The 25,207-nt window shown below is 71.8% G+C and carries 27 protein-coding genes; 11 read left to right on the forward strand and 16 right to left on the reverse strand.

Annotation, left to right across the window (positions count from 1 at the left end; genetic code table 11):
* Positions 1-121: 121 nt before the first annotated feature.
* Complete coding sequence (locus DEI89_RS15630) at positions 122-1,390, reverse strand: PTS transporter subunit EIIC (protein ID WP_110904989.1); 1,269 nt, start codon at positions 1,388-1,390, stop codon at positions 122-124.
* Between the two features lie 180 nt (positions 1,391-1,570).
* On the opposite strand from DEI89_RS15630, the gene DEI89_RS15635 reads away from it, so the two are divergent.
* The gene (locus tag DEI89_RS15635) at positions 1,571-1,807 is read left to right on the forward strand and encodes a glucose PTS transporter subunit EIIB (RefSeq protein WP_110823137.1); all 237 of its coding nucleotides are present in this window, start codon (positions 1,571-1,573) and stop codon (positions 1,805-1,807) included.
* Complete coding sequence (locus tag DEI89_RS15640) at positions 1,804-2,256, forward strand: PTS glucose transporter subunit IIA (RefSeq protein ID WP_110904990.1); 453 nt, start codon at positions 1,804-1,806, stop codon at positions 2,254-2,256. The genes DEI89_RS15635 and DEI89_RS15640 overlap by 4 nt, the downstream gene beginning before the upstream one ends.
* Before the next feature lie 61 nt (positions 2,257-2,317).
* Here the strand turns inward: DEI89_RS15640 and DEI89_RS15645 are convergent, their stop codons facing one another.
* From DEI89_RS15645 to DEI89_RS15670, 6 genes are all read right to left on the reverse strand, one after another.
* Positions 2,318-3,052, reverse strand: coding sequence for a GntR family transcriptional regulator (locus DEI89_RS15645; protein ID WP_110904991.1), 735 nt, complete (start codon positions 3,050-3,052; stop codon positions 2,318-2,320).
* Between the two features lie 109 nt (positions 3,053-3,161).
* Complete coding sequence (locus DEI89_RS15650; protein ID WP_110904992.1) at positions 3,162-3,737, reverse strand: GNAT family N-acetyltransferase; 576 nt, start codon at positions 3,735-3,737, stop codon at positions 3,162-3,164.
* 109 nt (positions 3,738-3,846) lie between these two features.
* Positions 3,847-5,430: a dihydrolipoamide acetyltransferase family protein gene (locus DEI89_RS15655; protein ID WP_110904993.1), complete on the reverse strand. Its 1,584-nt coding sequence runs from the start codon at positions 5,428-5,430 to the stop codon at positions 3,847-3,849.
* Positions 5,431-5,474: 44 nt separating this feature from the next.
* On the reverse strand, positions 5,475-6,434 hold the full coding sequence (locus tag DEI89_RS15660; protein ID WP_110905025.1) for an alpha-ketoacid dehydrogenase subunit beta: 960 nt from the start codon (positions 6,432-6,434) through the stop codon (positions 5,475-5,477).
* 86 nt (positions 6,435-6,520) lie between these two features.
* Positions 6,521-7,657, reverse strand: a complete 1,137-nt coding sequence (locus DEI89_RS15665) for a thiamine pyrophosphate-dependent dehydrogenase E1 component subunit alpha (RefSeq protein ID WP_110904994.1) — start codon at positions 7,655-7,657, stop codon at positions 6,521-6,523.
* 5 nt (positions 7,658-7,662) lie between these two features.
* Positions 7,663-8,769 (reverse strand): histidinol-phosphate transaminase, encoded by a 1,107-nt coding sequence (locus tag DEI89_RS15670; protein ID WP_110904995.1) that lies wholly within the window; start codon positions 8,767-8,769, stop codon positions 7,663-7,665.
* Between the two features lie 52 nt (positions 8,770-8,821).
* Between DEI89_RS15670 and DEI89_RS15675 the strand changes: the two genes are divergently transcribed.
* The 3 genes from DEI89_RS15675 (at position 8,822) to purB (ending at position 11,192) form a co-directional block, all read left to right on the forward strand.
* A complete protein-coding gene (locus DEI89_RS15675; protein ID WP_110904996.1) occupies positions 8,822-9,223 on the forward strand; it encodes a phage holin family protein in 402 nt (133 codons plus the stop codon).
* A 74-nt stretch (positions 9,224-9,297) separates the two neighbouring features.
* Entirely contained in the window at positions 9,298-9,810 is a 513-nt protein-coding gene (locus DEI89_RS15680; RefSeq protein ID WP_110905026.1) for a low molecular weight protein-tyrosine-phosphatase, read from the forward strand.
* Positions 9,807-11,192, forward strand: coding sequence for an adenylosuccinate lyase (purB, locus tag DEI89_RS15685; RefSeq protein WP_110904997.1), 1,386 nt, complete (start codon positions 9,807-9,809; stop codon positions 11,190-11,192). The genes DEI89_RS15680 and purB overlap by 4 nt, the downstream gene beginning before the upstream one ends.
* A 47-nt stretch (positions 11,193-11,239) precedes the next feature.
* On the opposite strand, the gene DEI89_RS15690 is transcribed toward purB, so the two are convergent.
* Positions 11,240-12,382: a geranylgeranyl reductase family protein gene (locus DEI89_RS15690; RefSeq protein ID WP_110904998.1), complete on the reverse strand. Its 1,143-nt coding sequence runs from the start codon at positions 12,380-12,382 to the stop codon at positions 11,240-11,242.
* A 133-nt stretch (positions 12,383-12,515) separates the two neighbouring features.
* Here DEI89_RS15690 and DEI89_RS15695 point away from each other — a divergent pair, with 133 nt between their 5' ends.
* The 3 genes from DEI89_RS15695 to DEI89_RS15705 are packed head-to-tail and all read left to right on the forward strand — an operon-like array spanning position 12,516 to position 14,631.
* Positions 12,516-13,058 (forward strand): hypothetical protein, encoded by a 543-nt coding sequence (locus DEI89_RS15695; RefSeq protein WP_110904999.1) that lies wholly within the window; start codon positions 12,516-12,518, stop codon positions 13,056-13,058.
* Positions 13,055-14,188, forward strand: a complete 1,134-nt coding sequence (locus DEI89_RS15700) for a hypothetical protein (protein ID WP_110905000.1) — start codon at positions 13,055-13,057, stop codon at positions 14,186-14,188. Before DEI89_RS15695 ends, DEI89_RS15700 begins: the two co-directional genes overlap by 4 nt.
* Positions 14,185-14,631: a hypothetical protein gene (locus tag DEI89_RS15705; protein ID WP_110905001.1), complete on the forward strand. Its 447-nt coding sequence runs from the start codon at positions 14,185-14,187 to the stop codon at positions 14,629-14,631. The genes DEI89_RS15700 and DEI89_RS15705 overlap by 4 nt, the downstream gene beginning before the upstream one ends.
* Before the next feature lie 267 nt (positions 14,632-14,898).
* Here the strand turns inward: DEI89_RS15705 and DEI89_RS15710 are convergent, their stop codons facing one another.
* A complete protein-coding gene (locus tag DEI89_RS15710; RefSeq protein ID WP_110905002.1) occupies positions 14,899-15,813 on the reverse strand; it encodes a LysR family transcriptional regulator in 915 nt (304 codons plus the stop codon).
* Positions 15,814-15,884: 71 nt separating this feature from the next.
* On the opposite strand from DEI89_RS15710, the gene DEI89_RS15715 reads away from it, so the two are divergent.
* Positions 15,885-16,946, forward strand: coding sequence for an EamA family transporter (locus DEI89_RS15715; protein WP_258366275.1), 1,062 nt, complete (start codon positions 15,885-15,887; stop codon positions 16,944-16,946).
* Here the strand turns inward: DEI89_RS15715 and DEI89_RS15720 are convergent.
* Together DEI89_RS15720 and DEI89_RS15725 are read right to left on the reverse strand one after the other, a co-directional pair.
* Positions 16,918-17,901, reverse strand: coding sequence for an epimerase (locus tag DEI89_RS15720; protein WP_110905003.1), 984 nt, complete (start codon positions 17,899-17,901; stop codon positions 16,918-16,920). The two genes, DEI89_RS15715 and DEI89_RS15720, sit on opposite strands and share 29 nt — an antisense overlap.
* Before the next feature lie 19 nt (positions 17,902-17,920).
* The gene (locus DEI89_RS15725; RefSeq protein ID WP_110905004.1) at positions 17,921-18,592 is read right to left on the reverse strand and encodes a DUF4166 domain-containing protein; all 672 of its coding nucleotides are present in this window, start codon (positions 18,590-18,592) and stop codon (positions 17,921-17,923) included.
* A gap of 47 nt (positions 18,593-18,639) precedes the next feature.
* On the opposite strand from DEI89_RS15725, the gene DEI89_RS15730 reads away from it, so the two are divergent.
* Entirely contained in the window at positions 18,640-19,542 is a 903-nt protein-coding gene (locus tag DEI89_RS15730; RefSeq protein ID WP_375537780.1) for a cation diffusion facilitator family transporter, read from the forward strand.
* A 72-nt stretch (positions 19,543-19,614) separates the two neighbouring features.
* On the opposite strand, the gene DEI89_RS15735 is transcribed toward DEI89_RS15730, so the two are convergent.
* Complete coding sequence (locus DEI89_RS15735) at positions 19,615-20,280, reverse strand: hypothetical protein (protein ID WP_146236829.1); 666 nt, start codon at positions 20,278-20,280, stop codon at positions 19,615-19,617.
* Between the two features lie 158 nt (positions 20,281-20,438).
* Entirely contained in the window at positions 20,439-21,698 is a 1,260-nt protein-coding gene (locus DEI89_RS15740; protein WP_110905007.1) for an MFS transporter, read from the reverse strand.
* 48 nt (positions 21,699-21,746) lie between these two features.
* On the opposite strand from DEI89_RS15740, the gene DEI89_RS15745 reads away from it, so the two are divergent.
* Positions 21,747-22,655, forward strand: a complete 909-nt coding sequence (locus DEI89_RS15745; protein ID WP_181421697.1) for a LysR family transcriptional regulator — start codon at positions 21,747-21,749, stop codon at positions 22,653-22,655.
* Between the two features lie 92 nt (positions 22,656-22,747).
* Here DEI89_RS15745 and DEI89_RS15750 read toward each other — a convergent pair whose 3' ends face one another.
* From DEI89_RS15750 to DEI89_RS15760, 3 genes are all read right to left on the reverse strand, one after another.
* Positions 22,748-24,133 carry an MFS transporter gene (locus DEI89_RS15750; RefSeq protein ID WP_309146538.1) on the reverse strand — a complete coding sequence of 462 codons (1,386 nt, stop codon included), beginning with the start codon at positions 24,131-24,133 and terminating at the stop codon, positions 22,748-22,750.
* A gap of 85 nt (positions 24,134-24,218) precedes the next feature.
* A complete protein-coding gene (locus DEI89_RS15755; protein WP_110905010.1) occupies positions 24,219-24,482 on the reverse strand; it encodes a hypothetical protein in 264 nt (87 codons plus the stop codon).
* Positions 24,479-25,120, reverse strand: a complete 642-nt coding sequence (locus tag DEI89_RS15760; protein WP_258366276.1) for a DUF308 domain-containing protein — start codon at positions 25,118-25,120, stop codon at positions 24,479-24,481. Before DEI89_RS15760 ends, DEI89_RS15755 begins: the two co-directional genes overlap by 4 nt.
* Positions 25,121-25,207: the final 87 nt, after the last annotated feature.

Consider the following 25,207-nt stretch of genomic DNA (forward strand, 5'->3'; position numbering starts at 1 on the left):
ATGACGCGTTACCACCCAACAGAACCATCCCCGGATCTCGAACCAACTAAGCAGTCCAAGATCCGGGGACCAGTTCACTGGCACCGGACCTCCCGTCCGTGACTCGGTCGCGCCCGGCGACCTACGCCTTGGTGAGGTCGTCGACCGAGGCCGAGGCGATCTCGTCCTCCGGTTCGCGACCCGGCGTCCGGAGGTTCCACTTCTTGATCACGAAGCTGAAGAGGAAGTAGTAGACCGCCGCGTACGCCAGACCGATCGGGATGAGCCAGATCGCCCCCTGCGCCTTGCCGAAGTTGAGCACGTAGTCGATCGCTCCGGCGGAGAACGAGAAGCCGTCGTGGATGCCGAGCGCGTTCACCAGTGCCAGCGAGGTGCCGGTGAGCACGGCGTGGATCACGTAGAGCGGCCAGGCCACGAACATGAACGAGTACTCGAGCGGCTCGGTGATGCCGGTCACGAAGGACGTCAGCGCGGCGGAGAGCATGATGCCACCGACGAGCTTGCGCTGCGACGGGCGGGCGTTGCGCCAGATCGCCAGGGCACCGGCGGGCAGGGCGAACATCATGATCGGGAAGAAGCCGGTCTGGAAGATGCCGGCCGTGGGGTCGCCCGCCAGGAAGCGCGGGATGTCACCGGAGACGGCGCCGTTCGGACCGGCGAAGCTGCCGAGCTGGAACCACGGGAAGAAGTTCAGCAGCTGGTGCAGGCCGACCGGGATGAGCATGCGGTTGGCGAACCCGAAGATGCCGCCACCGACGACCGGCTGCGACGTGACCTGCTCGCCGACCCACGTGAGACCGATGTCGAAGTACCGGTAGACGAAGGACATCAGCACGGCGATGACCAGGCCGGCGGCCGCGGTGAGGATCGGGACGAGACGGCGACCCGAGAAGAACCCGAGGAAGTCGGGCATCTTCGTCCGGTGGAACTTCTGCCACAGGCCCGCGGCGACGAGACCCATCACGATGCCGCCGAGCACACCGAAGTTGATGGTCGCCTGGTTGCCGGCCGAGTCCTTGACGCCCGCCAGGACGATCGGCGACATCGTCTTGAAGACCTCGTACATGACCATGTAGCCGACGACCGCGGCCAGCGCCGTCGTGCCGTCGGACTTCTTCGCCCAGCCGATCGCGATGCCGACCGCGAAGAGCAGGGGCAGCCAGGTGAAGATCGCGTTGCCGGCGGCGCCGATGACGCTCGCACCGGTCTCGAACCCGGGGATCGCACCGAGCAGGTCGGGCTGCCCGATCCGGTTGAGGATGCCCGCGGCCGGCATGACCGCGATCGGGAGCAACAGGCTCCGGCCCAGCCGTTGGGCATTCGCGAAGAAGCGTGACTGCTTCTTCGGCGTCTTCTTCTCCGGCACGTCCGTGGTGGCAGCGGTGCTCATGCGGAGTTCCTCTCGTCATCGGGTGGAGCTGTTCGGGGTGAGTTGAGTCGCGTGGACGGCGCAGGTACCCTCGGCAGTGTCGCCAGGTCCCGGTCCTGTCCGGTCATGACCAGTTCGTAGTGTCGATGACCGTGGACTGCATGTCAACCTGTGAGCGAACCCGTAACGAGGAGGAAACAGATGGCTGACATCAAGGCTGCCGACATCATCGCCGCACTCGGCGGAACCGACAACATCGACGAGGTCGAGGGCTGCATCACCCGCCTCCGCGTCGAGGTCGAGGACGGCGACCTCGTCGACAAGGACGCACTCAAGGCCGCCGGCGCCCAGGCCGTCGTCGGTGGCGGCACCGGCTGGCAGGTCATCGTCGGTCCGATCGCGGACAACCTGGCGCAGGACATCCAGGACGAACTGTGACGGTCGTCCGCACGCCGTTCGCCGGCCCGGTCGTCGCACTCTCCGACGTCCCGGACCCGGTGTTCGCCGAGCAGCTCGTCGGCGCCGGTGTCGCGGTCGACCCGACCGGCGCCGAGGGTCCGGTCACCGCGGTCGCCCCGGTCGACGGCACCATCGTCAAGCTGCACCCCCACGCGTTCGCGCTGCAGGGCGCCGCGGGCACCGACGTCCTCGTGCACGTCGGCATCGACACCGTGAAGCTCAAGGGCGAGGGCTTCACGCTCCTCGCGGCGGAGGGCGACACCGTCGCCGCCGGAGACCCCGTCGTGCGCTTCACCCCCGCGGCCATCACCGCGGCCGGGTACTCCCCCGTCGTCCCCGTGGTCGTGCTCGGGTCGACGCCGGACTCCGTCCCGCAGGGCACGGTCGGCACCACCGTGGCCGAGGGCGACGCGCTCTTCGAGGTCTGACCGACCCCGACGACCGGACGGGCCGGGAGCGAGCAGCCGCTCGCTCCCGGCCCGCTCCGCGTCAGGCTCCTGCCCGGGAGGCCGTGACCTCCATCTGCACGCGGTAGCGGTCCGAGCGGTACCAGCTCCGTGCGTGTTCGACCGCCCGCGGCCCCGAGTACGACACCCGGTCGAACTCGAGCAGGGGCGCCCCGGTCCTCGTGCCGAGCAGGGTCGCGACGTCGTCGGTCGCCGGGTTGGCGGCCACGGTCTGCTGCGCCCGGTCGATCGGGTGCCCGTACACCTCGGCCGCGATCGAGTACACCGAGCCGGACAGGTCGTGGTCGAGCAAGCCGGGGAACACGTCCGCGGCGAGCCAGGCGTCGTCGACCGAGACCGGTGCCCCGTCGGCCATCCGCAGGCGCTTGAGGTGGTGCGCGGTCTCGCCCTCGCCGAGGTGCAGGGCCGCGACCGTCGCGGCGGGCGGGACGCGTTCCTCCCGGATCAGCACGACCGTCGTCGGCACGTGCCCCATCGCGCGCATCTCCTCGGTGAACGAGGCCAGGTGCAGGGTCGACTGCATCGGGCGGTTCGCGACGAAGGTGCCCTTGCCGCGGACGCGCTCGAGGTGTCCCTCGTTCACCAGCTGGCCCAGGGCCTCCCGCACGGTGATGCGCGAGACGCCGTACTCGGCGATGAGCTGTCGCTCCGAGGGGATAGCGGCGCCCGGCGCGAGGCGGGTCGTGATCTGGTCGAGCAGGATCCGCCGCAGCTGCTGGTGCTTCGGTTCAGCACCCTCGGTGATGCGGCTCGGCAAGCGGACTCCTCGTGTGGATCAGGTGGTCCTGTGCGGACATGACCAGTTCACCCACAGTACCGGCCGCACCCGCGCGTGCAACCGCCGCGGAGGCTCTGCACCGGGCCGGTCAGGCGTTCGCGACGAGCCAGTCCAGCTGCGCCGGCGTCAGCGTCCGGTCGCTCCACACCTGGCACTCGACGCCCTCGGGCGCTGCCGTCCGTGTCGGCCCCTGCCAGACCTGGGTCAGCCCCACCCGGGCGAGCACACGAGCCGAAGCCGAGTTGTTCGTGAGCACCCGGGCGGTCACCGGGACGTCCGGGCGCAGTTCGCGTGCGGCGTCCACCGCGGCCCGGGCGACCTCGGTCGCGTAGCCGTGGCCGTGGTGCTCCGGGGCCAGGCGGTACCCGAGGTTCCAGACGCCGCCGGCGGTGAGATCGACACCGCCGATGCCGAGGAACACACCGGAGTCGGCCGCTCGGATCGCCCACGAGCCGAGCCCGTGTCGGACGCGCCCGCCGATCTTCCGCTGCACCAGGTCCTGCGTCGCGGCGCGGGAGGTGTGTCGCCCGGCCGGGAGGTGCGTCCAGGTCCGGGCGTCCGAGAAGAGCTCGTGGACCGCGTCGATGTCCGCGGGCGTCACGGGCGTGAGCACCAGGCGACCCGTCCGGATCTCCTGCTGCGGCACGAGCAGCTGGTGGACCATGTGCTGATCATCCCCCGCTCCGCCGACATCGGCGTGAACGGCACACCAAGACCGCGCGACCCGGACCGATCCGTCGGCGTCGTCCGGCCCGGTCGGGCAACGCTCGTCGTCAGTCGAGCAGGAGCGCGGGCTCCTCGATGACCGAAGCGACGTCGTGCACGAAGCGCGACGCCACGTCCCCGTCGACGACACGGTGGTCGAACGAGGCACCGATCGTGGTCACCATGCGCGAGCGCACGTCCCCGTCGACGACCCACGGCTTCGGCTTGATGGTGCCCATCGCGACGATGGCGACCTCGCCCGGGTTGAGGATCGGCGTGCCGGTGTCCATGCCGAAGACACCGATGTTCGTGATCGTGATCGTGCCGTCGGCCATCTGCGCCGGGGACGTCTTGCCGTCACGGGCCGTGAGGGTCATCTCCTCGATCGCCTTCGCGAGCTCGAGGAGCGACATGTCCTGCGCGTCCTTGATGTTCGGCACGAGCAGCCCGCGCGGGGTGGCCGCAGCGAACCCGAGGTTCACGAAGTGGTGGACGATGATCTCGCGGTCGGTCCACGACGAGTTCACGGAGCGGTTGCGACGGACGGCCCAGATCACGGCCTTCGCCATGATGAGGAGCGGGCTGACCTTCACCCCGGCGAACGTCGGCGACTCCTTGAGGCGCTTGACGAACTCCATGGTGCGGGTCGCGTCGACGTCCACGAACAGCGACACGTGCGGCGCCGTGAACGCCGAGGTGGTCATCGCGGTCGCGATGGCCTTGCGGACGCCCTTGACCGGGATGGTCTCCTGGCGGACACCGCCCCACTCGGGCGTCTCGATGTTGCGGAAGACGCTGGCCTGCTTGGCGTGCCGGATCACGTCGTCACGCGTGACCTCGCCGGCGAGGCCGGTCGGCACGACGATGGTCAGGTCGACACCGAGGTCCTTCGCGAGCTTCCGGATCGGCGGCTTCGCCATCACCTGCAGCGCCGAGGCGCTCGGCATCGTGGGACGCGCGGGCCGGCTCCCCTGGGCCGCGACGGCGTCGGCCGTGGTCGCCTCGCCGTCGTCGGTGACGAACTCGAGTCCGACTTCCCGACTGGAGGCCCGGAACGCCTCCGCGGCGGCGGCCGCGGCCCGGCGGGCACCCGGCTTCCGGCGGGAGGGTGCGGAGGTGGCGGAGCCGTAACCGACGAGCACGGCGCCCGAGCCCTCGTCGGTGCCGACGACACCGGCGTCCACGGCGACCTGGGCCGGGGCCGGGGCAGCGGCGGCGTGAGCCGGAGCTGCATGAGTCGGAGCGGCCGGAGCGGGGACCGGAGCCTGCGCGACGGCCGCGGGCGCCACCGGCGCGGGTGCCACCGGAGCGGGCGCCGGGGCCTGCGCGGCCGGGGCGGGCTCCGGGGCCTGCTCGGCCGGGGCGGTGTCGGCGACGGGGGCCGTGCCCGCCGACTGCCCGGCGGCGGCCGCGTCGGACTCGACGCGGATGATCGGGCTGCCGACCTCGACCGTGTCGCCCTCGGCGACGAGCAGGCCGGTGACGGTGCCGGCGAACGGCGACGGCAGCTCGACCAGCGACTTCGCGGTCTCGATCTCGACGAGCACCTGGTCCACGGCGATCTCGTCACCGGGGGCGACGCGCCACTGGACGATCTCGGCCTCGGTCAGGCCCTCCCCCACGTCGGGCAGGGGGAATTCGGCGACGGCCACGTCGGCTCCTTCAGCAGGGTTCGTTCGTACGGAAGTGGTGCGGGTCAGTAGGCGAGGGCGCGGTCGACGGCCTCGAGGACGCGGTCGGCGTCGGGCAGGTGGAAGTGCTCGAGCTTCGACTGCGGGAAGGGGATGTCGAACCCGGACACCCGCAGCGGCGGGGCCTGCAGCGTGTAGAACGCCCGCTCGGCGACGGTCGCGGCGATCTCGCTGCCGACGCTGATGAAGCCCGAGTCCTCCTGCGCGATGACCAGGCGGCCGGTCTTGCGCACCGAGGCGAGCAGTGGCTCCCAGTCGATCGGTGAGATCGATCGGAGGTCGACGACCTCACAGCTGGTGCCCTCGGCCTCCGCGATGTCGGCGGCCTGCATGAGCGTCGCGACCATCGCACCGTGGCCGACGAGGGTGACCTCGGTGCCGGTGCGGGCGACGCGGGTCGTGTGCATCGGCACGTGGCCGTCGACCAGGTCGACCTGGCCCTTCGGCCAGTAGCGCGACTTCGGCTCGAAGAAGACCACCGGGTCCTTCGACGCGATGGCCTCCTGGATCATCCAGTAGGCGTCGTTCGGGGTGCTCGGGCTGACCACGCGCAGCCCCGGGGTGTGCGCGAAGTACGTCTCCGGGCTCTCCTGGTGGTGCTCGATCGCGCCGATGTGCCCGCCGTAGGGGATCCGGATGACGATCGGCAGCGACATGTGGGCCGGCAGTCGGTTCGCCATCTTCGCCAGCTGCGAGGTGATCTGGTTGAAGGCGGGCCAGACGAAGCCGTCGAACTGGATCTCGATGACGGGACGGTAGCCGCGCAGCGCCAGGCCGATCGCGGTGCCGACGATGCCGGACTCGGCGAGCGGGGTGTCCCGGACGCGGTCGGCGCCGAAGCGGTCCTGCAGACCCTCGGTGATGCGGAAGACACCGCCGAGACGGCCGATGTCCTCGCCCATCAGCAGGACCTTGTCGTCCGCCTCCATCGCCTTCGCCAGGCCGGCGTTGAGCGCCTTGGCCATCGGGAGGGTCGGGGTCGGGTCCTCGGGGACCTCGCCCGCACCGGGGTGCGTGCGCAACGTGTAGTCGAAGAGCTGCTCGGTGGTGCTCATGCGTGGGCTCCTGCGTCCTGGCCGGCCTCGTAGTCCCGGAGCCATGCGCGCTGCTCGTCGATGCGCGGGTGCGGCTCACGGTAGACGTTGTCGAACATCGCCTCCATCGGCGGGTCCTGGAGGGCACTCGTGCGGGTCCGGATGTCGGCGGCGATCTGCTCGCCCTCGGCGTCGAACTCGGCGAACTGCGCGTCGGTGGCGCCCTTGCTGCGCAGGTACGCCTCGGACCGGGTGATCGGGTCGCGCGCGACCCAGCCGGCGAGCTCGTCGTCGCCGCGGTACCGCGTCGGGTCGTCCGAGCTGGTGTGCGCACCGATGCGGTAGGTCTCGGCCTCGACGAACGCCGGGCCCTGACCGCTGCGGGCGTGGTCGGTCGCGACGAGACTCGCCGCGTACGAGGCCAGCACGTCGTTGCCGTCGACCTTGATGCTCGGGATGCCGAAGCCGCGCGGACGGTCGACGAGCGGGGTCGGGGACTGCACCGAGACCGGCACCGAGATCGCCCAGTGGTTGTTCTGCAGGAAGAAGACGACCGGCGCGGTGTGCGAGGCGGCGAACACGTACGCCTCGTTCACGTCGCCCTGGCTGGTCGCACCGTCACCGAAGTAGACGATCGAGCACTCGTCGACGTCCGGGTCGCCGGTGCCGACGACGCCGTCGAGCGTCTGACCCATGGCGTAGCCGGTGGCGTGCAGGGTCTGCGCGCCGATGACGAGCGTGTAGATGTGCGTGTTGCCGCGGGCGTCCGGGTCCCAGTTGCCGTGGGCCTGGCCACGGAAGAGCGAGATGATCTCCATCGGCTCGACCCCGCGCTGCATCACGACGGCGTGCTCGCGGTACGAGGGGAAGAGGTGGTCCTGGGGGCGGAGCGCGAACGCGGAGCCGACCTGCGCCGCCTCTTGCCCGTGACTCGGCGCCCAGAGTCCGAGCTGACCGGTGCGCTGCAGGTTGCCGGCGGCGTGGTCGAAGCGTCGGGTGAGCACCATCTGGCGGTGCATGGCGAGCAGGGTCTCATCGGGGAGGGCCCGGGCGACGGCGGCGAGTTCGGCGTTCTCGTCGGTCTCAACGAACCGGCCCTCGGGATCGAGGAGCTGGACGGGGGTCGTCGCAGGAGCCGCGGCGCGGAACAACATGTCCGTCAGCGTACCGGCCGCTCAGGAGCCGTCGTTGTGAGACGTTCCACAACGGCACTCGCGGTTTCGAGGAGCTTTGCGACAGCCTCGTGCTCCCCGATCGAGATGCGGATGCCCTCGGGCGCGAAGGCCCGGACGATCAGCCCGGCGTGCTCGAAGGCCTCGGCGGCGAAGGCGGTGTGCTCACCCGTCGGCAGCCAGACGAAGTTGCCCTGCGCCGCCGGGACGTCCCACCCCTGTTCGAGCAGCCCCGCGCGGATCCGGTCCCGGCGCTCGGCCAGTTCGGCGACGCGGTCCAGCAGCTCGCCCTCGCGCTCGAGACTGGCCAGCGCGGCCGCCTGGCCCTGCGCCGTGACGGACAGCGGGATGGCGCAGGCACGGACGGCGTCGAGGACGTATGCCGGTCCGAGCGCGTACCCGACCCGGAGGCCCGCGAGTCCGTACGCCTTCGAGAAGGTCCGGAGCACCACGAGGTTCGGGTACCGCTCGAGCAGTGCCGGCCCGCGGACCGCGTCGACGTCGGTGACGAACTCGGCGTAGGCCTCGTCGAGGACCACGAGCACCGAGGTCGGCACGCGCTCCATGAACGCGCCGAACTCCGCGCCGGTGACGATCGGGCCGGTCGGGTTGTTCGGCGTGCACACGATGACCATGCGGGTGCGCTCGGTCACCGCCGCCGCCATCGCGTCGAGGTCGTGGCCACCGTCGGGACGGTTCGGGACCTGCACGCTCGTGGCTCCGGCGACCGTGACGACACCCGGGTACGCCTCGAAGGACCGCCAGGCGTAGACGACCTCGTCGCCCGGGCCGGAGGTCGCCTTCGCCAGCTCGTGCAGGATCGCGACGCTGCCCGGGGCGACGTGCACCTCGTCCACGGTGGTGCCGAACCGGTTCGCGAGCACCGCACGGACCGCGAGCGCGGTGGCGTCGGGGTAGCGGTTGAAGGCCGTCTGCGCCTGCACCGCCTCGACGACCCCGGCCAGCGGCGGGAAGGGGTTCTCGTTGCTCGAGAGCTTCAGGGCGTCCGGCGCGGCCTGACGTCCCTGCTTGTAGGGCGGCAGCACGGCGATCTCGGGGCGGATGTGCACGGTCGGCACGGACTGGTCGGTCACCGCCCCAGCGTACCGGCGGCCTGTTCGCGGGGAGGGCGGGCATCATGGGGCCATGCGGTTCCTCGTCCGGCTCATCGTCAACGCCGTCGCCCTCTGGCTCACCACGCTCCTCGTGAGCGGTGTCGCCGTCGACTCCTTCGGGGACGGTGGTCCCGTCGAGACCGTCCTGACGTACCTGCTCGTCGCGCTGGTGTTCGGCATCGTCAACGCGGTGATCGGCACGCTGATCCGGATCGTGGCGTTCCCCCTCTACGTCCTGACGCTCGGGCTGATCTCGTTCGTCGTCAACGCGGTCCTGCTGCTCATCGTCGCCGGGATCTCGACCGGGCTGGGCTTCGGCCTGTCGGTGGAGTCGTTCGGCTGGGGCATCGTCGGGGCCTTCGTGTTGGCGGTCTTCGCCTGGCTCGTCGGCCTGGTCGCCCGTCCGGTCCTGGGCGGCCGCGGTCGGGCCTGAGGCCGGTCGACCATCGCGCCTGGTGGCCGGGCATCGCGTCCGGCGTCCGGCTGGGCCATGATGTGCACATGACCATGGACGCCGGCGCCCCGTCGCCCTTCCGTGTCTCCTTCGTCTGCAGCGGCAACATCTGCCGGTCCCCGATGGCCGAGATCGTCTTCGCGCAGGTGGCCGCCGACGCCGGCTTGGCGGACCGGTTCGTGGTCGAGTCCGCAGGCACCGGGGACTGGCACGTCGGCGAACCCGCCGACGAGCGCACGATCGCAGCCCTCGCGGCACGCGGATACGATGGCAGCAGGCATCGCGCCCGTCAGTTCGACCCGGACCGGTTCCCGGACCTCGACCTGGTGGTCGCACTCGACCGCTCCCACGAACGCATCCTGCGCTCGTGGGCCCCCACCATGGACGACGCCGCGAAGGTGACGCTCCTGTTGCGGTACGACGACGCCTGGCCTCAGCAGGCCGACGTGCCGGACCCGTACTACGCGGACCGACACGAGTTCGACCGGGTGCTCAGCACGGTCGAACGGGCCTGCCGGGCGCTCTTCCACCAGCTCGAGCCGGCAGTCCGCCAGGGAGCCCCATGACCCCCCTTCCCCCGCAGCCGATCAGCCCGCTCGACGGGCGCTACTACCCGATCGTGCACACGGTGGGCGAGCACCTGTCCGAAGCCGGCCTCAACCGTGCCCGGATCCGGGTCGAGGTCGAGTGGCTCGTGTTCCTCACCGACCACGCGATGTTCACCACCTCCCCGCTGTCCGTCGACGACAAGGCCGCGCTCCGCGCCCTGGTCGACGACTTCGGCCAGGAGCAGATCGCGGAGCTCGCCGAGATCGAGGCGACGACGCGGCACGACGTCAAGGCGGTCGAGTACTTCGTCCGTCGTCGCCTCAGCGACCTGGGCCTCGACGCGGTCGCCGAGCTGACGCACTTCGCCGCGACCAGCGAGGACGTCAACAACCTCTCCTACGCGCTGACCGTCCGTGACGCCGTCGAGCACGTCTGGCTGCCGTCCGCACGCGCGGTCGTGGAGCGCCTGCGGGAGATGGCCACGAGCCTCCGGGCCGTGCCGATGCTCTCGCACACCCACGGCCAGCCCGCGACGCCGACCACGCTCGGCAAGGAGATCGCGGTCGTCGTCTACCGACTCGAGCGGATCCTGTCGCAGGTCGAGCGGGGCGAGTACCTCGGCAAGTTCTCCGGCGCGACCGGCACGTTCTCGGCGCACCTCGCCGCGGATCCGGAGGCCGACTGGCCCGCGCTGTCCCGCGAGTTCGTCGAGGGCCTCGGTCTGACGTGGAACCCGCTGACGACGCAGATCGAGTCGCACGACTGGCAGGCCGAGCTGTACGACCGGGTGCGGCACGCGAACCGGGTCCTGCACAACCTGGCGACCGACGTGTGGACCTACATCTCGATGGGGTACTTCACGCAGATCCCGATCGCCGGCGCGACCGGGTCGTCGACGATGCCGCACAAGATCAACCCGATCCGGTTCGAGAACGCCGAGGCCAACCTCGAGATCTCGTCGGCGCTGTTCTCCACGCTGTCCGAGACCCTCGTCACGAGCCGACTGCAGCGCGACCTGACGGACTCCACGACCCAGCGCAACATCGGCGTCGCGTTCGGGCACTCGCTGCTCGCGCTCGACAACCTGCGCCGTGGTCTGGGCGAGATCGCGGTGAACGAGATCCGCTTGGCCGAGGACCTCGACCACAACTGGGAGGTCCTGGCCGAGGCCATCCAGACCGTCATCCGCGCCGAGGTCACGGCCGGACAGTCGGACATCGAGGACCCCTACGCGATGCTCAAGGAGCTCACCCGGGGCAAGCGCATCGGGCGGCAGGAGCTCGTGGCGTTCGTGAACGGACTCGACGTGTCCGATGCTGCGAAGGCCCGACTGACGAACCTCACCCCGGCGACCTACACCGGCCTGGCGGACGAACTCGTCGACCACCTCGAGGTCTGAGCCGGACCCGACCGGCCGGCCGCCTCGTCGGCCCGGCCGGCCGGTGGTCAGCCGAGCCAGCCGGTGACCTTCCGCACCCAGCGGTGCCGGAAGGCCCGGGCGAGGGTCGTCTCGCCGCGGCAGAACCGGACGAAGTAGCCGCGGCCGAACGGCGTCTTCGAGATGAGGAAGTGGAAGCCGGCCGGGAACCGCGTGAAGACACGGAGCAGCTGTGCTCCCGCGTCGATTTCGGGGACCAGTTCCGCGCGCACCTGCGACTCGTAGCGGTCGAGCGCCGCGCGGTCACCGGCGACGTGCGCGGCAGCGGCGGTCCCGGCCCACTCCCCCGACCGCAGGGCGAACGAGATCCCCTCGCGCGTCCACGGCTCCAGGAGGCCCGCTGTCTCGCCCGCGAGCAGGACGGTGCCGCTGCGGAGCGGTGAGTCCCCCGTGCGCCACTGGGTGAGGTGCCCGCTGCTGCGGTCCTGGTCGGTCGGGTGCAGGCCGAGGCGCTCGATCCAGTCGTCCAGGTACCGACGGGTCTGGTCGGCGTGGCCCTTCTGCTCGATGACCCCGACGGTCAGGGTCTCGGCCTTCGGGAAGACCCAGGCGTACGTGCCGGGGTGCGGGCCCCAGTCCAGGAGCACACCGGTGGCGGCGTCCTCGGGGCGACGCGGGACCTCGACCTCGAGTCCGAGGTCCGTGACGGCCATCACGGCGCCGACGTACCGTCCGACCCGACCGCCGGAGCCGTCGGCGCCGATCACGACGCGCGCGACCAGTTCGTCGCCGTCGGAGAGCGTCAGCCGGGTGCGGCCGTCCTCGTCGGCGAGCGCGCGGACGTTGGCGCCGTCGCGGAAGACGACCCCGGCCTCCTGCGCAGCGTCGACGTTCGCCTGGTCGAACCGCTCACGGTCGACCATCGCGACGAACGGCACCTCGGTGCGGACCCGGGTCACGCGGCCCATGCGGTGCGAGAAACCGACTTCGGGTAGGTCCGCTTCGATGGTCGCGAGGGCGCGGTCGTTGAGCCGCCGTCGGGACTGCCCGATGATGCCGCCACCGCAGGTCTTGTACCGGGGGAAGACCGCCTTGTCGAGGAGCAGGACGCGGGCGCCGCCGAGCGCTGCGTGCCGGGCTGCGGTGGCACCGGCAGGGCCGGCTCCGACGACCACGACGTCCCAGGGCTGATCGGATTCCGTGTCCTGCATGGGGCCAGAGCCTACCGGCGACCGCCCTCACGACCGCCCTCGCGGCGATGGGAGCGGCTACGCTGACTGCGTCGGGCGTGCAGGCTGCCCCGCCGGGGGCCAGGAGTGGGGAGCGGGATCCGTGTCGAGGGACGTGAGCCGCAACACCGCCGTGCAGATCGTCGACGACCACGGGCTGCCGGGCGCGGTCCCGATGTCCACGATCCGCCGCCTCGTGCAGGAGGTCACCGGCCGTGAGGTCACCTACCGGTTGGTCCGCGGGCTCGCACACCAGGACGTGCACGGGCTCTGGGCCGGGTACGACGACGGGACCGCGGTCGTGTCCTACCCGCCGGCGCCCTCCGGCACGCAGCTCGTCGTCATCAACCACGAGCACGGCCACATGCTCATCAGCCCGGACGGACCGGCGGAGTCGCACGGCATCGACCCTCGGTTCGCGCGGTTCGTCCAGGAGAAGGTCGACGGCATCATGCCCGGCCGCCGGGTGGTCCGGTCCGGGGAGACCCTCGAGCAGGAGTACACGCCGGACCTCGAGTTCCTCTACGGGCACACGGACTTCTCGGAGGACGAGGAACGCCTGGCGGAGCTCGTCGGCGTGGAGCTCAGTGTGCGCGTGATGCGGCACGCCCGCGCACGGGGCCGGGACGTGCGGTTCGGGCGGGTGTTCGGCGGATGAACCTCCTGGACGGCTGGGTCTTCGTGGCGAGCGTGGTGACGGTGGCGTCCGTCGGCCTCGCAGCGCTGTCGATGCTGTCCCCGAACGTGCGCCAGCCGCTGCCGGCGCATCCGGACGCCGACGACCAGACCGGCCCCCGCTCGATGCTCGTACCCGGGGTGCTCGTCTGGGCGCTGGGGTGCACGCTGCAGGCCCCGTTCGTCTACCTCTGGGTCGACGGTCTGCTCGGCGGGCACAACGTCACCAACCTGGTGTACCGGTCCGCGGTGGTCGTCGCGCTCGGCTGCCTCGAGGTCATGGTCATCCGCGCCGAGCACGGTGAGCGCCGACCCCTCGGCGAACGCCTGACGTGGGGACTGGTCCTGGTGGCCGTCGCCGTGCAGGTCACCCTCTTCGCGATGAGCGACTGGGCCGTCTCGGACCCGTTCCTCGGCCGGTACACGGGCGAACCGACCCGCGAGTTGTTCGCCGCGGTGCTGCCGATCTGCGTCGGACTGTACGGCGTGCAGGTCGCCGCGGTGGCGTTCCGGGGGCTGCCCCTCTACGGCGAGTGGACGACGCGGTGGGGCGTCTGGCTGATCGGCATCGCCGCGCTCGTCGACCTCGCCTGGATCACCGAGAGCCTGGCCGCGGGCGCGGTGCGGCTGTTCGTCGACCGGCACTTCGCCATGGTCGGCACCGTCGACCCGCTCTGGGAACTGGCCGTGGTGTCGATGGCGAGCCTGACCGCGGTCGGGGTCGTGTTCGCGGCCGCCCGCCCGGTCGTGGTGCCGGTGTGGCGCCGCCTGCTGCTCCTGGTCAGCCTGCCGATCACCGATCGCGCGATGGAGGCGCACCCGGAGTTCAGCGTCTACCCGCGGAGCGTCCGTCGGGCCCACGCGTTCCGGAGCCGCGGAGAAGAGGCCGAGGTGGCGCTCTACCAGCGGTGGGCGGAACTCGAGGACAACATCCGCCTCCGCCAGTTCCGGCCCCGCTGGTACGAACGCGGGGTCATCCACCTGATGGGCGTCGCCGCCACGACCGGCGTGACGGACTCCCTGATCGACGAACTCAGCCTGCCCGACGACGACGTCCCGGCCGGCGACGAGCACACCGAACGAGACCCGGAACGGATCGAGTCGACGCCATGAACCACGACAAGCTCACCGAGGCACAGCAAACCCAGCGCGCCGAGCTCGCCCGCAAGCTGCACCTGCTCTGCAGCACCATCACCGCCCCTGACGGTGGCCCGGTGACGTACCCGAAGATCCGCGACTGGCTGGCCGACCGGGACGTCAAGCTCAGCCGGTCCCGCTGGGAGTACATGCGCCTGGGCAACCGCTACGTGGTCGATGACGAGCGGCTGCTGCATGCGATCGCGGAGTACTTCGAGATCGACCCGTCGTACCTGACCGGTCCGGCGAGCCAGCTCACCGAGACGATCGACGCCGCACTCCGGTTCACCCTGGCGGAGCGAACCAGCCCGGTCAGCCTCTACGCCGCCCGGACGCTGAACCAGGACGTGACCGCCGAGCACCTGGACCGCCTGACGGCGCTCCTGCAGGAGATCGAGGAGGCACGCGGCCGGTCGTGAGACGGGCCTCGGGACCGGGCCTGCCCGGACGGACCTGCCCAGACGGGACCTGCCGAGACGCGGGCTGGCCGGGGCCGGCCGGTCGTCGCGTGGTTCGCGCGCTCGGGCTGGCGATGCAGCCCGACCACCCGACCCCCTCAACCACGCACCCCGTACGACCGGTCGCCCCGTACCACCCCCCGCGCTACGCCTGCAGCGTAGCGGCTCCCGGTACACCGGGCAATACGCATGGTGCGTAGCGGAGCGATGCGGCCCGTCCGGGCCGCCTCAGGCGGTGACGGCCGTGGCCTCGGCGACCAGGGCCTCCAGGACGATCCGGACCGCGGGTCGGACCGCACGGTCGGGACGGACGAGGGCTTCGATCCGTCGTCCGGCGCGGACGTCCGCCAGGGTCGCCAGCCGGAACCGGCCCGGCGCCCGAGTCCGTGAGGTGTACCGCGGGACGAGCGCGATGCCGTGTCCGGCCGCCACCAGGTTCTCGATGACGGGCAGGTGGATCGTGCGGAACGCGACCTCGGGCGGTGCGTCGGTCGCGGCGGCCATCGCGGTGAGCACCCGGTCGATGGGGTAGTCCTCCGGGACACCGATCCAGGTCGCGCCGACGACGTCCTCGATGCCGACGCGGTGCCGGTCCGCCAGCGGGTGGTCGAGCGGCAGGGCGACGTCGAGCGGTTCCCGGAGCAGCGGGACGGTCTCGACGCTCCGGCGGTCCGCGCCCCGCCCGCCGTCCGGGCGGTGGCCGATGACGATGTCGTGGTCGGCGGTGAGCGGCGCGAACTCCCCCTCGCTGACGTCGACGTCCGAGAGCTGCAGCGCGATCCCAGGGTGCGCACGCATCCGGGTGAGCAGGCCGGGCAGCAGCAGCTCGGCGGCCGAGGGGAACACCGCCAGGTCGACCGTGCCGGTGCCCCCCGCCAGGTGCTCGGCCCACGCTGACTCGACGGTCGCCAGTGCCGTGGCGACGCCGGTGGCGAGGCCCGCCAGGACCCGGCCGTGCTCGGTGAGCCGGACACCGCGGCCGATGCGCTCGACGAGCGGGACACCGGCCTGCCGCTGGAGGGTCCGGAGCTGCTGGGACACCGCGCTGGGCGTCCGGTGCGTCGCCGTCGCGACCGCGGTGACGCTGCCCCGCTCGGCGAGTTCGCGGAGGACGGGAAGCAGGGCGATGTCGAAGCCGACCATGCAGGGACCCTACAACGACAGTGTCGGAACGTTCGCTGGTGCTACCGCGTCCGGTGCGGGACGATCGTCCGGTGCTGCTCCGCGACCGCATCCTGGCCCTCGTCGTCGCCGTCGCGTGGGGGCTGAACTTCCCCGCCACGGCGATCGCCCTCGAGCACTACCCGCCGTTCCTGCTCGCCGCACTCCGGTTCACGCTGCTCGCCGTCCCGACGCTGCTGTTCGTGCCGCGGCCGCCGATCCCGTTCCGGTGGATCGTCCTGGTCGGCGCGACGCTCGGCGTGCTGCAGTTCGCGTTCCTCTACCTCGGCATGGCGGCCGGCATGCCCTCGGGGTTGGCGTCGCTCGTCGTGCAGGCCTCGGCGCCGTTCACCGTGCTGCTCGCCGGGGTGCTGCTCCGCGAACGGCTGAGCGCCCGGCAGGTGGTCGGGGTCAGCATCGCCGTGGCCGCCCTCGCCGTGATCGCCCTGCACCGCGCCCAGACCGCGGCACTGCTGCCCGTCGTGCTCGTGCTCTGCGGCGCCCTCGGCTGGGCGATCGGCAACGTCGCGACCCGGAAGGCCGGCCCGGTGAACCCGCTGCACCTCACCCTCTGGTGGGCCGTGGTGCCGCCGATCCCGATGGCCGTCCTGTCGTTCCTGGTCGAGGGGCCGGACCGGATCGGGCAGGCGCTCGGCACCGCGTTCACCGCCGCCGCCGTACCCGCGGACCTCGCGGTCCTCTACATCGTGCTGGCGGCGAGCGTCGTCGGCTACGGCATCTGGTCGCGGCTGATGGGCAGGTACCCGTCGAGCACGGTCGCGCCGTTCTCGATGCTGGTGCCGGTCGTCGGGGTGCTGGCATCGTGGGCGGCGTTCGGCGAGGTCCCGGACCTGGTCGAGGTGCTCGCGGGCGCGGTGGTCGTGGGCGCGGTGCTGTGGTCGTCGCGGCCGCCGCGGGCCGGCGCTGCCGGTCGCGAGACGCCGCCGGGCGTCCGAGACGCCGCGGGATCCGGCGGCGTCTCGAGCACACCGGGGCGTCCTGCACAGACGCCGGCGTCTCGACCGTGGACGTCGGCGTCGGCGCCGACACCGGCGTCCCGCGGGCAGCAGCCCCCGGCCGCCGAGCTCAGCCCCGGTGCTGACGCCGTTCCGTGATGATCCCGGCGAGCGCGCCGTGCAGGTGCGGGTAGCGGAACACGTAGCCGGCCTCGGTCAGCCGCGTCGGTACCACCCACCGGCTCTTCAGCACGAGCTCGGTCTCGGTGCGGATGGCGAACGACCCGAGCTCGAGCATCCACCGCCAGGTCGGCAGGCCGAAGCGGCGCCCGACGGCGTCGCGCAGGGTCGCCATCACGGTGCGGTTGTCGGACGGCTCCGGGCTGGTGACGTTCACCGGTCCGTCGATGTCCTCATGGTCGCGGATGAACCGGATCGCACCGAGGACGTCGTCGATGTGCACCCAGCTGAAGCGCTGCCGCCCGTGGGTGTGCCGGTCGTGGTGGTAGGTCCCCGCGGCCAGGCGTGCTCGGGTCGGGAACCACGGCCCGTCGTACTGGGGACCGCCGAGTCCGACCTGCGCCAACCGCAGGAGCGGCAGCAACGCACTGCCGTCGCCGAACACGATCGCCATCCGGAGCGCCACACGCCGTGTCCCGGGCAGGTCCGTCGCGAAGAGTGCGTCCTCCCACGCGCGGGCGACGGAGACCGAGAACCCCTCGCCGAGTTCACCGGTCGCCTCGTCCTGCGGCCGGTCGTCGGCGTGTCGGTAGATCGTCGCGGTCGAGGCGTTCAGCCACAGCGGCGGCGGGTGCTCGGCCGACCGGATCGCCTCGGCGAGTTCGAGCGTGGTGTCGACGCGGGAGCGCATGATCTCCGCTCGGTTCCGGCGCCCGTACCGGCAGTTGACGCTCTTGCCCGCCATGTTCACGACGAGGTCGGCACCGACCACGAGTTCGCGGATCCGCAGGGTGTTGCCCCACACCGCGTCACCGGTCCTGCCGACGGTGACGACCTGGTACCCCTCGGCGCGGAACGCGTCCTGCAGGTGCCGGCCGACGAAACCACTCGCCCCCGCCACCACCACACGCCGCTGTTGCTGCTGCTCGTCCATGCTGTCCTCCCGGCTCCGGTCACACGTCGTCGGGCACGACGGCGTACCGGAACGCCCCCTCGTACCGGTACAGCGTGCCGATCACCGGCGCGGAGAGCGTCAGGGACACGCGCTGCTCGTCCGCATCGTCATCGAATCGTTCCGTCAGCTCCACCCGCGGCGCGATGACGACCGGGAGGCTCCACTCCCGACCCAGCGCATGCACGGTCACGCGGGTGGAGACCAGGCGGAGCGCCCCCGCGTCGGGTCCGGCCACGGGGACCTCGACCGCCAGCAGCGCGCTCACCCGGCCGCGGTGGCCGAGGTGGTCGACGAGTCCCTCCGGCTCCGCCGTGATCGCGTCGACCATGGTGCGGTCACCGTTCGCGAAGTGGAAGGTGCGGTGCGCGCGGACCGCTGGGCGCGCCTCCCGGCCGGGGTCCGTTCCCGGCCGTCCGCGACGCACCTGGACCGGGCGGTTCTCGACCGTGAACGGGACGTCGTGCTCCCACACCGGGAACATCACCCCGTCCCGCGCGAAGGCGGCCAGGAGCGGCCAGAGCCAGCGCCTCGGGGTGCCGACGACGGAGAAGACGCCGGTGCCGCGGCCGACGTGTCCGGGCGGAACCGCCCCGAAGTAGGTGCGGAGCCGCGGGTGGAGCGCCGCGAGGCCGTCGTCGGGCGCGCTCAGTTGGTACGGCGACCCGGTCACGCTCCGATCCTGGCACGCCGTCGGAGGCGGCTCCTACGATGGGCGACATGGGACACCAGCACGGACACGCGTCCGAGCGTGCGCTGCTGATCGCGTTCTGCATCTCGGCGAGCATCCTGCTGGCCGAGATCGTCGGCGCGGTCGTCACCGGGTCGCTCGCACTGCTCGTCGACGCCGGGCACATGGTCGTCGACACCGGCGGGCTCGGGATCGGCCTCGTCGCCACCCGGCTCGCCCGGCGCATCCCGACCGCACGGCGCACCTGGGGGTACCAGCGCGCCGAGGTCCTCGGCGCGACGGCCCAGGCGGCGATCCTGCTCGCCGTCGGCGTCTACGTCGTGATCTCGGCGGTGCGACGGTTGTTCGTCCCGGAGGAGATCGGCGCCGGACCGCTGCTGGTCTTCGGCTTCGTGGGGCTCATCGGCAACCTCGTCGCGTTCGCGGTGCTGGTCCGGGCATCCGGTGAGGGCTTCACCTCGCGGGCCGCTCGGCTCGAGGTCCTCAACGACACCCTCGGGTCCGTCGCCGTCATCGTCGCGGCCGTCGTGCTGTTCCTGACCGGGTGGCAGCGAGCCGATTCCGTCGCCGCACTGCTCATCGGCGTGCTCATCCTGCCCCGGGCCGTGAAGCTCCTGCGCGAGACCGCCGACGTGCTGCTCGAGGCGACCCCGCGTGGCCTGGACCTGGACGCCGTCCGCGGACACATCCTGGAGCTCGACCACGTCATCGCGGTGCACGACCTGCACGCCACGCTGGTGTCGACGGGCGTCCCGAACCTCACCGCGCACGTCGTGGTGGACGACCACTGCTTCACGACCGCGCACGCGCCGGCGATCCTCGACGAGCTGCAGCAGTGCGTCGCCGAGCACTTCGACGTTCCGGTCGAGCACTCCACGTTCCAGCTCGAGCCCGCTTCGCACCAGCGGCACGAACACGAGGTGCACGCCTGACCGGTGCCGATGCCGATGCCGATGCCGATGCCGACGATCGTCTCGGCGTGGTGGCCGGCCGGCGCCAGCTGGTCAGCAGTCGGAGTCGCGCGTCGGGTACGCGGTGATCACCCGCTCGGTGGTCGCCGAGACGATCACCTTGACGAACCCGTCCGGGCTGGGCGTGCTGCCGTCGTCGAAGCGGACGGGTGCGGCGTAACAGACCTTGCCGTCCCCGGCGTCGACGGGAAGCCCCTTCTGCGGATTCGTCAGCGCCGCCCGCACCGCCGTGAGCATGGCGTCGTCCCAGTCCCGCTGCGTGGTGTGCCCCGCCAGGACGTCCTGCCAGTCGCGGGTGTGCCGGACGCGGATGTGCTCGTAGCCCTGCGCCGAGGTGCCGCACTGCAGCACGACCTCGCCGAGTGCGGCCGTGTCGTACCGCGCGACCGAGGCGCGGCCGTCCGACGCGCACCGGTCGAGGACCGCGGTGCCGGGCAGGTCCGGGCCGCTGCGGGTGATGACCGCGACGCTGCTGTCGCTGCTGGTCTCGGTGCTGCCGGTGTCGGTGCTGCCGGTGTCGGTGCTGCCGGTGTCGGCGCCCTGGCCGGCCGGAGCGGTCGCCGTTGCCGAGGGAGCCGCGGAGAGGACGGCGTCGTCACCCTCACGGGCGTTCGTCAGCGCGAAGCCGCCGATCACGACGACGGCGGCGACCACAGCGGCGGTGCCGGTCAGGGTGGAACGAGAGCGCTGGGCGGGCATGCGGCCAGTATGCCGGAGGGGTGCGGGCCTCCCGGCCGGAGGGCCGCATGCCCGAGACGCCGCCGAGCGGACGAGACGCCGCTGGATCCGGCGGCGTCTCGCCGAGTCCGCGGCGTCTCTCGCAGACAGGCCCGTCTCGGCCGGGAGGCGCGTGCCGGTCAGGCGCGTGCGGCCAGTCGGGCTCCGGCGAAGACCGCGAGCGCCGCGACGAGCACCACGTACCCGATGAGGACCGGCAGGGTGGGCAGTACGAGCAGCGCGGCGCCGACCGCGACGACCGGCACGGTGAGCCCGGCGTAGGCGATGAGGAAGGTGGCCGCGAGGACCCCGCCGCGCTCCTCCGGGCCGACGAGGGCACCGGCGCTGCCGATGGAGGCGCGGAAGAGGAGGCCGACGCCGGCACCCGCGACGACGCCACCACCGATGAAGCCGGCGACCTGGAGGACCACCGCGGACACCGCGAGGACGGCGAGCCCGCCGACCAGCAGGACGACGCCGAGACGGATCTGGGTGCGCTGCGGGAGCTTCGCGAACACCACCTGGGACAGGGCACTCGCGGCGAAGACGCCGAAGGTCGTCGCACCGGCGGCCAGCCGGTCGGTCACGTGGAAGGTGGTGCCGAGGAACGTCGGCGCGACCGACGTGAAGAGCCCCTGCACGGCGAGCGCGGCGAAGGCACCGGTGCCGGCGGCCCAGAACGCGGCGCCCTGGCCCTCGGGTGCCCGCAGCGGCTGCGGGTGGTACGGCACGGGCTCGGTCGGACGGTCGACGGTCTCCGGGACGGCGAGGACGACCACGAACGCGATCACGAGTGCCACGACGAACACCACGTACGGGACCATCAGCGGCCGTCCGACGAACTCGGCCAGCGCGCCGCCGATGAGCGCGCCGAGGGAGAGTCCGCCGAGGTTCACCACGCCAGCTGCGACGCTCGCGCCCTTCGCGGAGGACTCGTCACCGGTCGCCCGGACCTTGAGTTCGCCGAGGTGCGCGGTCGCCGTGGCGGTGAGTGTCCCGACGCCGAGACCGGTGACGAGTCGCGCGACGATCAGACCCGTCACGTCGTTCCAGACCAGGAACAGGACCGCGGCGACGAGTTCCAGCGCGATCGAGACGAGGATGAGCGGGCGACGACCGTGCACGTCGCTGAGGTGCCCGGCGAGCCACAGGGACCCGACCACACCGAGCCCGTAGGCGGCGAAGACGACGGTCGTGGTGAAGGTCGGGAAACCGTCTCGTGCCTGGTAGATGACGTAGAGCGGCGCGGGGACGGTCGCGAAGGCCATCACCGAGGTGAACGCGAAGGCGACGGCCCAGAAGCCGTAGCCGTGGCGCCGGCGGGTGTGCGCAAGACGGCCGCGAGGGGCCGGAGCCGTGGCCGGTGAGCCGGTCGCCGGAGGTTCGATGACGGTTGACATGCTCCGATGCTCGCGCGGCCCGTTCATCGGGTCAAACGGATCATCTTGATGTGCGCCATCGAGATCATCGATGATGGTGGCATGGAGACCCGCCTGCTCGAACAGTTCCTCAACGTCGCGGCCGAGGGCAGCGTCACCCGTGCGGCCGAACGGCTCTGGGCTGCACAGTCGACCGTGTCGGCCGGCATCGCGAGCCTGGAACGGACGCTCGGAGTGCGGCTCTTCGAACGCGGCGGCCGACGCCTCGTCCTGACCGCCACCGGCGAGGACCTGCTGCCCCATGCCCGCGCCGTCCTCGAGTCGCTCGACCGGATGCGCGACGTCGCCGCGGTGTCCGACGCCGAACTCCGCGGCCGGGTCCGGTTGGGGATCTTCACGAGCATGGACGTCGTCGACCTGACCGGCGTCCTGCGCGGCTTCCGGCAGCGCCATCCGCTGGTCGCCGTCGAGCTCATGACCTCACCGAGCGGGACCACGGGGCTCGTGCAGGACCTGGTCGCGGGACGGCTGGACCTCGCGTACACCGGCCTGCCGACGACCCCGTCCGGCGTCGTCGTCGAACCCCTGCGCGAGATGCCGTTCCGGGTGTTCGTCGCCGCCGACCACCCGCTCGCCGGTCGCTCCTCGGTGTCGCTGGCGGAACTGGCTGACGAGTCCTTCGTGGACACCGCGCACGGGTTCGCCAACCGGATGATCCTGGACGGTGTACTCGACCGGCTCGGCATCCGGCGCCGGGTGGTCGCCGAGATGAACGACATGCCCGCGGTGGTGCGCTTCGCGTCGGCGGGCATCGGCGTGGGCGTCGTCCCGGACTCGGGCGTCCGCCACGACGGTGCCGTGCTGGAGCTCGAGGACGAGGTCGAGCCGCTCCGGATCGGACTCGCGATGCGCAGCGTCCCGGAGCCCAACCGGGCGACGCAGGCGCTGGCCCGGGCGATCGTCGCAGCGCGGCGCTGACGTCGCGGGCACGGAAGTCCCGGGCACGGACGTCCCGGGCGGTGGCGTCCCAGCGCCGGGTGGCCGCACCGAGCGGGACCGCCGCCCGTGCGTCAGCCGCGGAGCAGCGGCGCGATGCTCTCGACGGACCGTCGTGCGGCCGCCGTGGTCGACAGGAAGCCCACGAGGACGATCGCCGCGCCGATCCCGACGACGATCCACCACATCGGGTGCGTGGCCACCGCGAACCCGGACCCGACCGTCGCGACCGCGCTCGCTCCCGTGACCGTCCCGGCGAGGGCGACTCCGAGCGACACCCCGGTCTGCCGGCTGGTCGAGGCGACGGCGGCAGCGGAGCCGGACTGGGCGCGGGGCATCCCCGACACCGCGGTGTTCGTGATGGGTGCGTTCACCATGCCGAACCCGAAGCCGAACAGCACGAACGCCGCCACGAGGACCCACATCGGCGTCGACGCCTGCACGGTCGTCAGGACCGCACCGGCACCGGCGATCCCGATGCCGGCGAGGACGAGCGGCACCCTCGTACCGACGGTGCCGATGAGCCGGCCGGAGATCGGCGACACGAGCATCGTCATCAGGGCGGAGGGAAGCGTCCAGAGGCCCGCCTCGAACGGGGTCATCCCCCGGACCTCCTGGAGGTAGAGCGCGCTGAGGAACAGGAACGCCCCGTTCGCACCGAACGCCACGAGTGCGGTGCCGACGGCGGAGGAGAACGGGATGCTCCGGAAGAACCGGAGGTCGATCAGCGGCTCGGCGGTGCGCCCCTCGACGACCACGAGGGCGACCAGCGCCGCGGCCGCGAGGACGAAGAGTCCGAGCGCGCCAGGCGATGCCCAGCCCAGGCGCGGACCCTCGATGAGACCGCCGACCAGGCTCGCGAGCAGCACGATGACGATGCCCTGCCCGAGCGGGTCGAGCTTCCGCGGCTTCGGCGAACGCGACTCCGGGACGAAGAGGAACGTCAGCACGACCGCGGCGATCCCGATCGGGACGTTGATGAGGAAGATCGCCCGCCACCCCACGGTGTCCGTCAGCGCGCCGCCGACCAGCGGTCCGACGCCCATCGAGACACCGACGACCGCACCCCAGACGCCGACGGCGCGGGCTCGCTCCTTCGCGTCGTCGAAGGTCGCCGTGATGATGCTCATCGCGACCGGGTTCATCATGGACCCGCCGACCGCCTGGACCATGCGGAAGACGACGAGCCAGCCGACACTCGGGGCGAGCGAGCACAGCAGCGACCCGGCCGTGAAGAGCGCGAGCCCGACCTGGAACGTCGTGCGCCGGCCGATGCGGTCCGCCGTCGAACCGGAGAGCAGCAGCAGGCTGGCGAGGACGAGCGTGTAGGCGTCGATGGTCCACTGCAGGCCGGAGATCGTGCTGTGGAGTTCGCGGCCGATGGACGGCAGTGCGACGTTCACCACGGTGGCGTCCATCGACACGATGAACAGGCTCATGCAGCAGACCGCGAGGATCAGGTACCGGTGCCGGTAGCGAGCCGGGAGGCGCGGATCACCCTGCTCGGGCCGGTGCGATCCCGACGTGGTTCGTCGGGTCGTGGACTCAGTGGAAGCCGTCGTCGTCTCCTCGTCCGGGGGTGTTGTGGCCGCCGAGCATGTCGTTGTCGTCCTGGTCGGTGGTCGAGGTCAGCTGGAGCATGGCCATGACGACGACCACGACGACGAAGCTCACGCCGAAGAAGATCAAGGACAGCGTGGGTTCACGCGTCGACATCAGCACGACGAGCCCGACGACGACCGCGATCACGGCGGACATCCCGAGGAGCTCGGCGGGACGCAGACGGTCGCGGCGGGTGGGGGTGCTCATGCGTGTGGTGCTCCGTCCGGGGCGACCGCCGGGGCAGCCGTTCCCCACTTGTGCGAGAGGCCGGCGATCAGGTGGAAGACCGCCGCGATGGCGAGGTAGGCGCCGAGGAGACCGACCAGGACGATCGACGCGTCGAGGGTGCCGGTCACCCGCTCCACCCCGCCGAGCTGCTGCGAGTAGTCCGGCGGCGTCAGCAGGAACGCGATCGCGAGCAACAGCGTGAGGCCGCCGACCGTCGTCCAGTCGCGGGCGAACGGCGAGCGCCGACGGGCCCGCAGACCCTGTGACAGTTCGAGTGCGCCGGTCAGGACGGCGAACGCCACGACCAGGGTGATGAACGCCGGCAGTCCGAGGCCGTTGCACGCGAGCGCCGCGACACCGGCCACGACCGAGAGCGCAGCCTGCGCGAGACCCGAGCGTCGTGAGCGGTCGTCCCCGGGGAGTCGGGACGCGCTGCCCCAGGCGAGCACCGCGCCGTCCACGAGGGCGAAGACACCGAACAGCACCAGGCCGAAGCCGGCCGAGTGGTTCGGGGAGAACGTGATCACCATCGCGATCACGGCTGCCGGAACGGCCCGGAGGACCGGGACCGGCCAGTACCGTGCTCGCTGCGCGGCGTCGTCCACGGAGTGGGACACGGGACCTCTCTCGGGCTGTCGGTTCGTACGGTCGATCCTACCGCCGTCGATGTGGGCACCTGTCCGGCGGGACCGCGGCGGGGTGGG

The sequence above is a fragment of the Curtobacterium sp. MCBD17_030 genome, from assembly GCF_003224255.1.
Lineage (GTDB): Bacteria > Actinomycetota > Actinomycetes > Actinomycetales > Microbacteriaceae > Curtobacterium.

What these genes read in the sequence shown, in the direction of transcription:
- DEI89_RS15630 (WP_110904989.1), bottom strand. Translation starts at nt 1,390, where the DNA reads ATGAGCACCGCTGCCACCACGGACGTGCCGGAGAAGAAGACGCCGAAG.
- DEI89_RS15635 (WP_110823137.1), top strand. Translation starts at nt 1,571, where the DNA reads ATGGCTGACATCAAGGCTGCCGACATCATCGCCGCACTCGGCGGAACC.
- DEI89_RS15650 (WP_110904992.1), bottom strand. Translation starts at nt 3,737, where the DNA reads ATGGTCCACCAGCTGCTCGTGCCGCAGCAGGAGATCCGGACGGGTCGC.
- DEI89_RS15660 (WP_110905025.1), bottom strand. Translation starts at nt 6,434, where the DNA reads ATGGCCAAGGCGCTCAACGCCGGCCTGGCGAAGGCGATGGAGGCGGAC.
- DEI89_RS15665 (WP_110904994.1), bottom strand. Translation starts at nt 7,657, where the DNA reads ATGTTGTTCCGCGCCGCGGCTCCTGCGACGACCCCCGTCCAGCTCCTC.
- DEI89_RS15675 (WP_110904996.1), top strand. Translation starts at nt 8,822, where the DNA reads ATGCGGTTCCTCGTCCGGCTCATCGTCAACGCCGTCGCCCTCTGGCTC.
- DEI89_RS15680 (WP_110905026.1), top strand. Translation starts at nt 9,298, where the DNA reads ATGGACGCCGGCGCCCCGTCGCCCTTCCGTGTCTCCTTCGTCTGCAGC.
- purB (WP_110904997.1), top strand. Translation starts at nt 9,807, where the DNA reads ATGACCCCCCTTCCCCCGCAGCCGATCAGCCCGCTCGACGGGCGCTAC.
- DEI89_RS15690 (WP_110904998.1), bottom strand. Translation starts at nt 12,382, where the DNA reads ATGCAGGACACGGAATCCGATCAGCCCTGGGACGTCGTGGTCGTCGGA.
- DEI89_RS15700 (WP_110905000.1), top strand. Translation starts at nt 13,055, where the DNA reads ATGAACCTCCTGGACGGCTGGGTCTTCGTGGCGAGCGTGGTGACGGTG.
- DEI89_RS15705 (WP_110905001.1), top strand. Translation starts at nt 14,185, where the DNA reads ATGAACCACGACAAGCTCACCGAGGCACAGCAAACCCAGCGCGCCGAG.
- DEI89_RS15710 (WP_110905002.1), bottom strand. Translation starts at nt 15,813, where the DNA reads ATGGTCGGCTTCGACATCGCCCTGCTTCCCGTCCTCCGCGAACTCGCC.
- DEI89_RS15720 (WP_110905003.1), bottom strand. Translation starts at nt 17,901, where the DNA reads ATGGACGAGCAGCAGCAACAGCGGCGTGTGGTGGTGGCGGGGGCGAGT.
- DEI89_RS15730 (WP_375537780.1), top strand. Translation starts at nt 18,640, where the DNA reads ATGGGACACCAGCACGGACACGCGTCCGAGCGTGCGCTGCTGATCGCG.
- DEI89_RS15735 (WP_146236829.1), bottom strand. Translation starts at nt 20,280, where the DNA reads ATGCCCGCCCAGCGCTCTCGTTCCACCCTGACCGGCACCGCCGCTGTG.
- DEI89_RS15740 (WP_110905007.1), bottom strand. Translation starts at nt 21,698, where the DNA reads ATGTCAACCGTCATCGAACCTCCGGCGACCGGCTCACCGGCCACGGCT.
- DEI89_RS15745 (WP_181421697.1), top strand. Translation starts at nt 21,747, where the DNA reads ATGTGCGCCATCGAGATCATCGATGATGGTGGCATGGAGACCCGCCTG.
- DEI89_RS15755 (WP_110905010.1), bottom strand. Translation starts at nt 24,482, where the DNA reads ATGAGCACCCCCACCCGCCGCGACCGTCTGCGTCCCGCCGAGCTCCTC.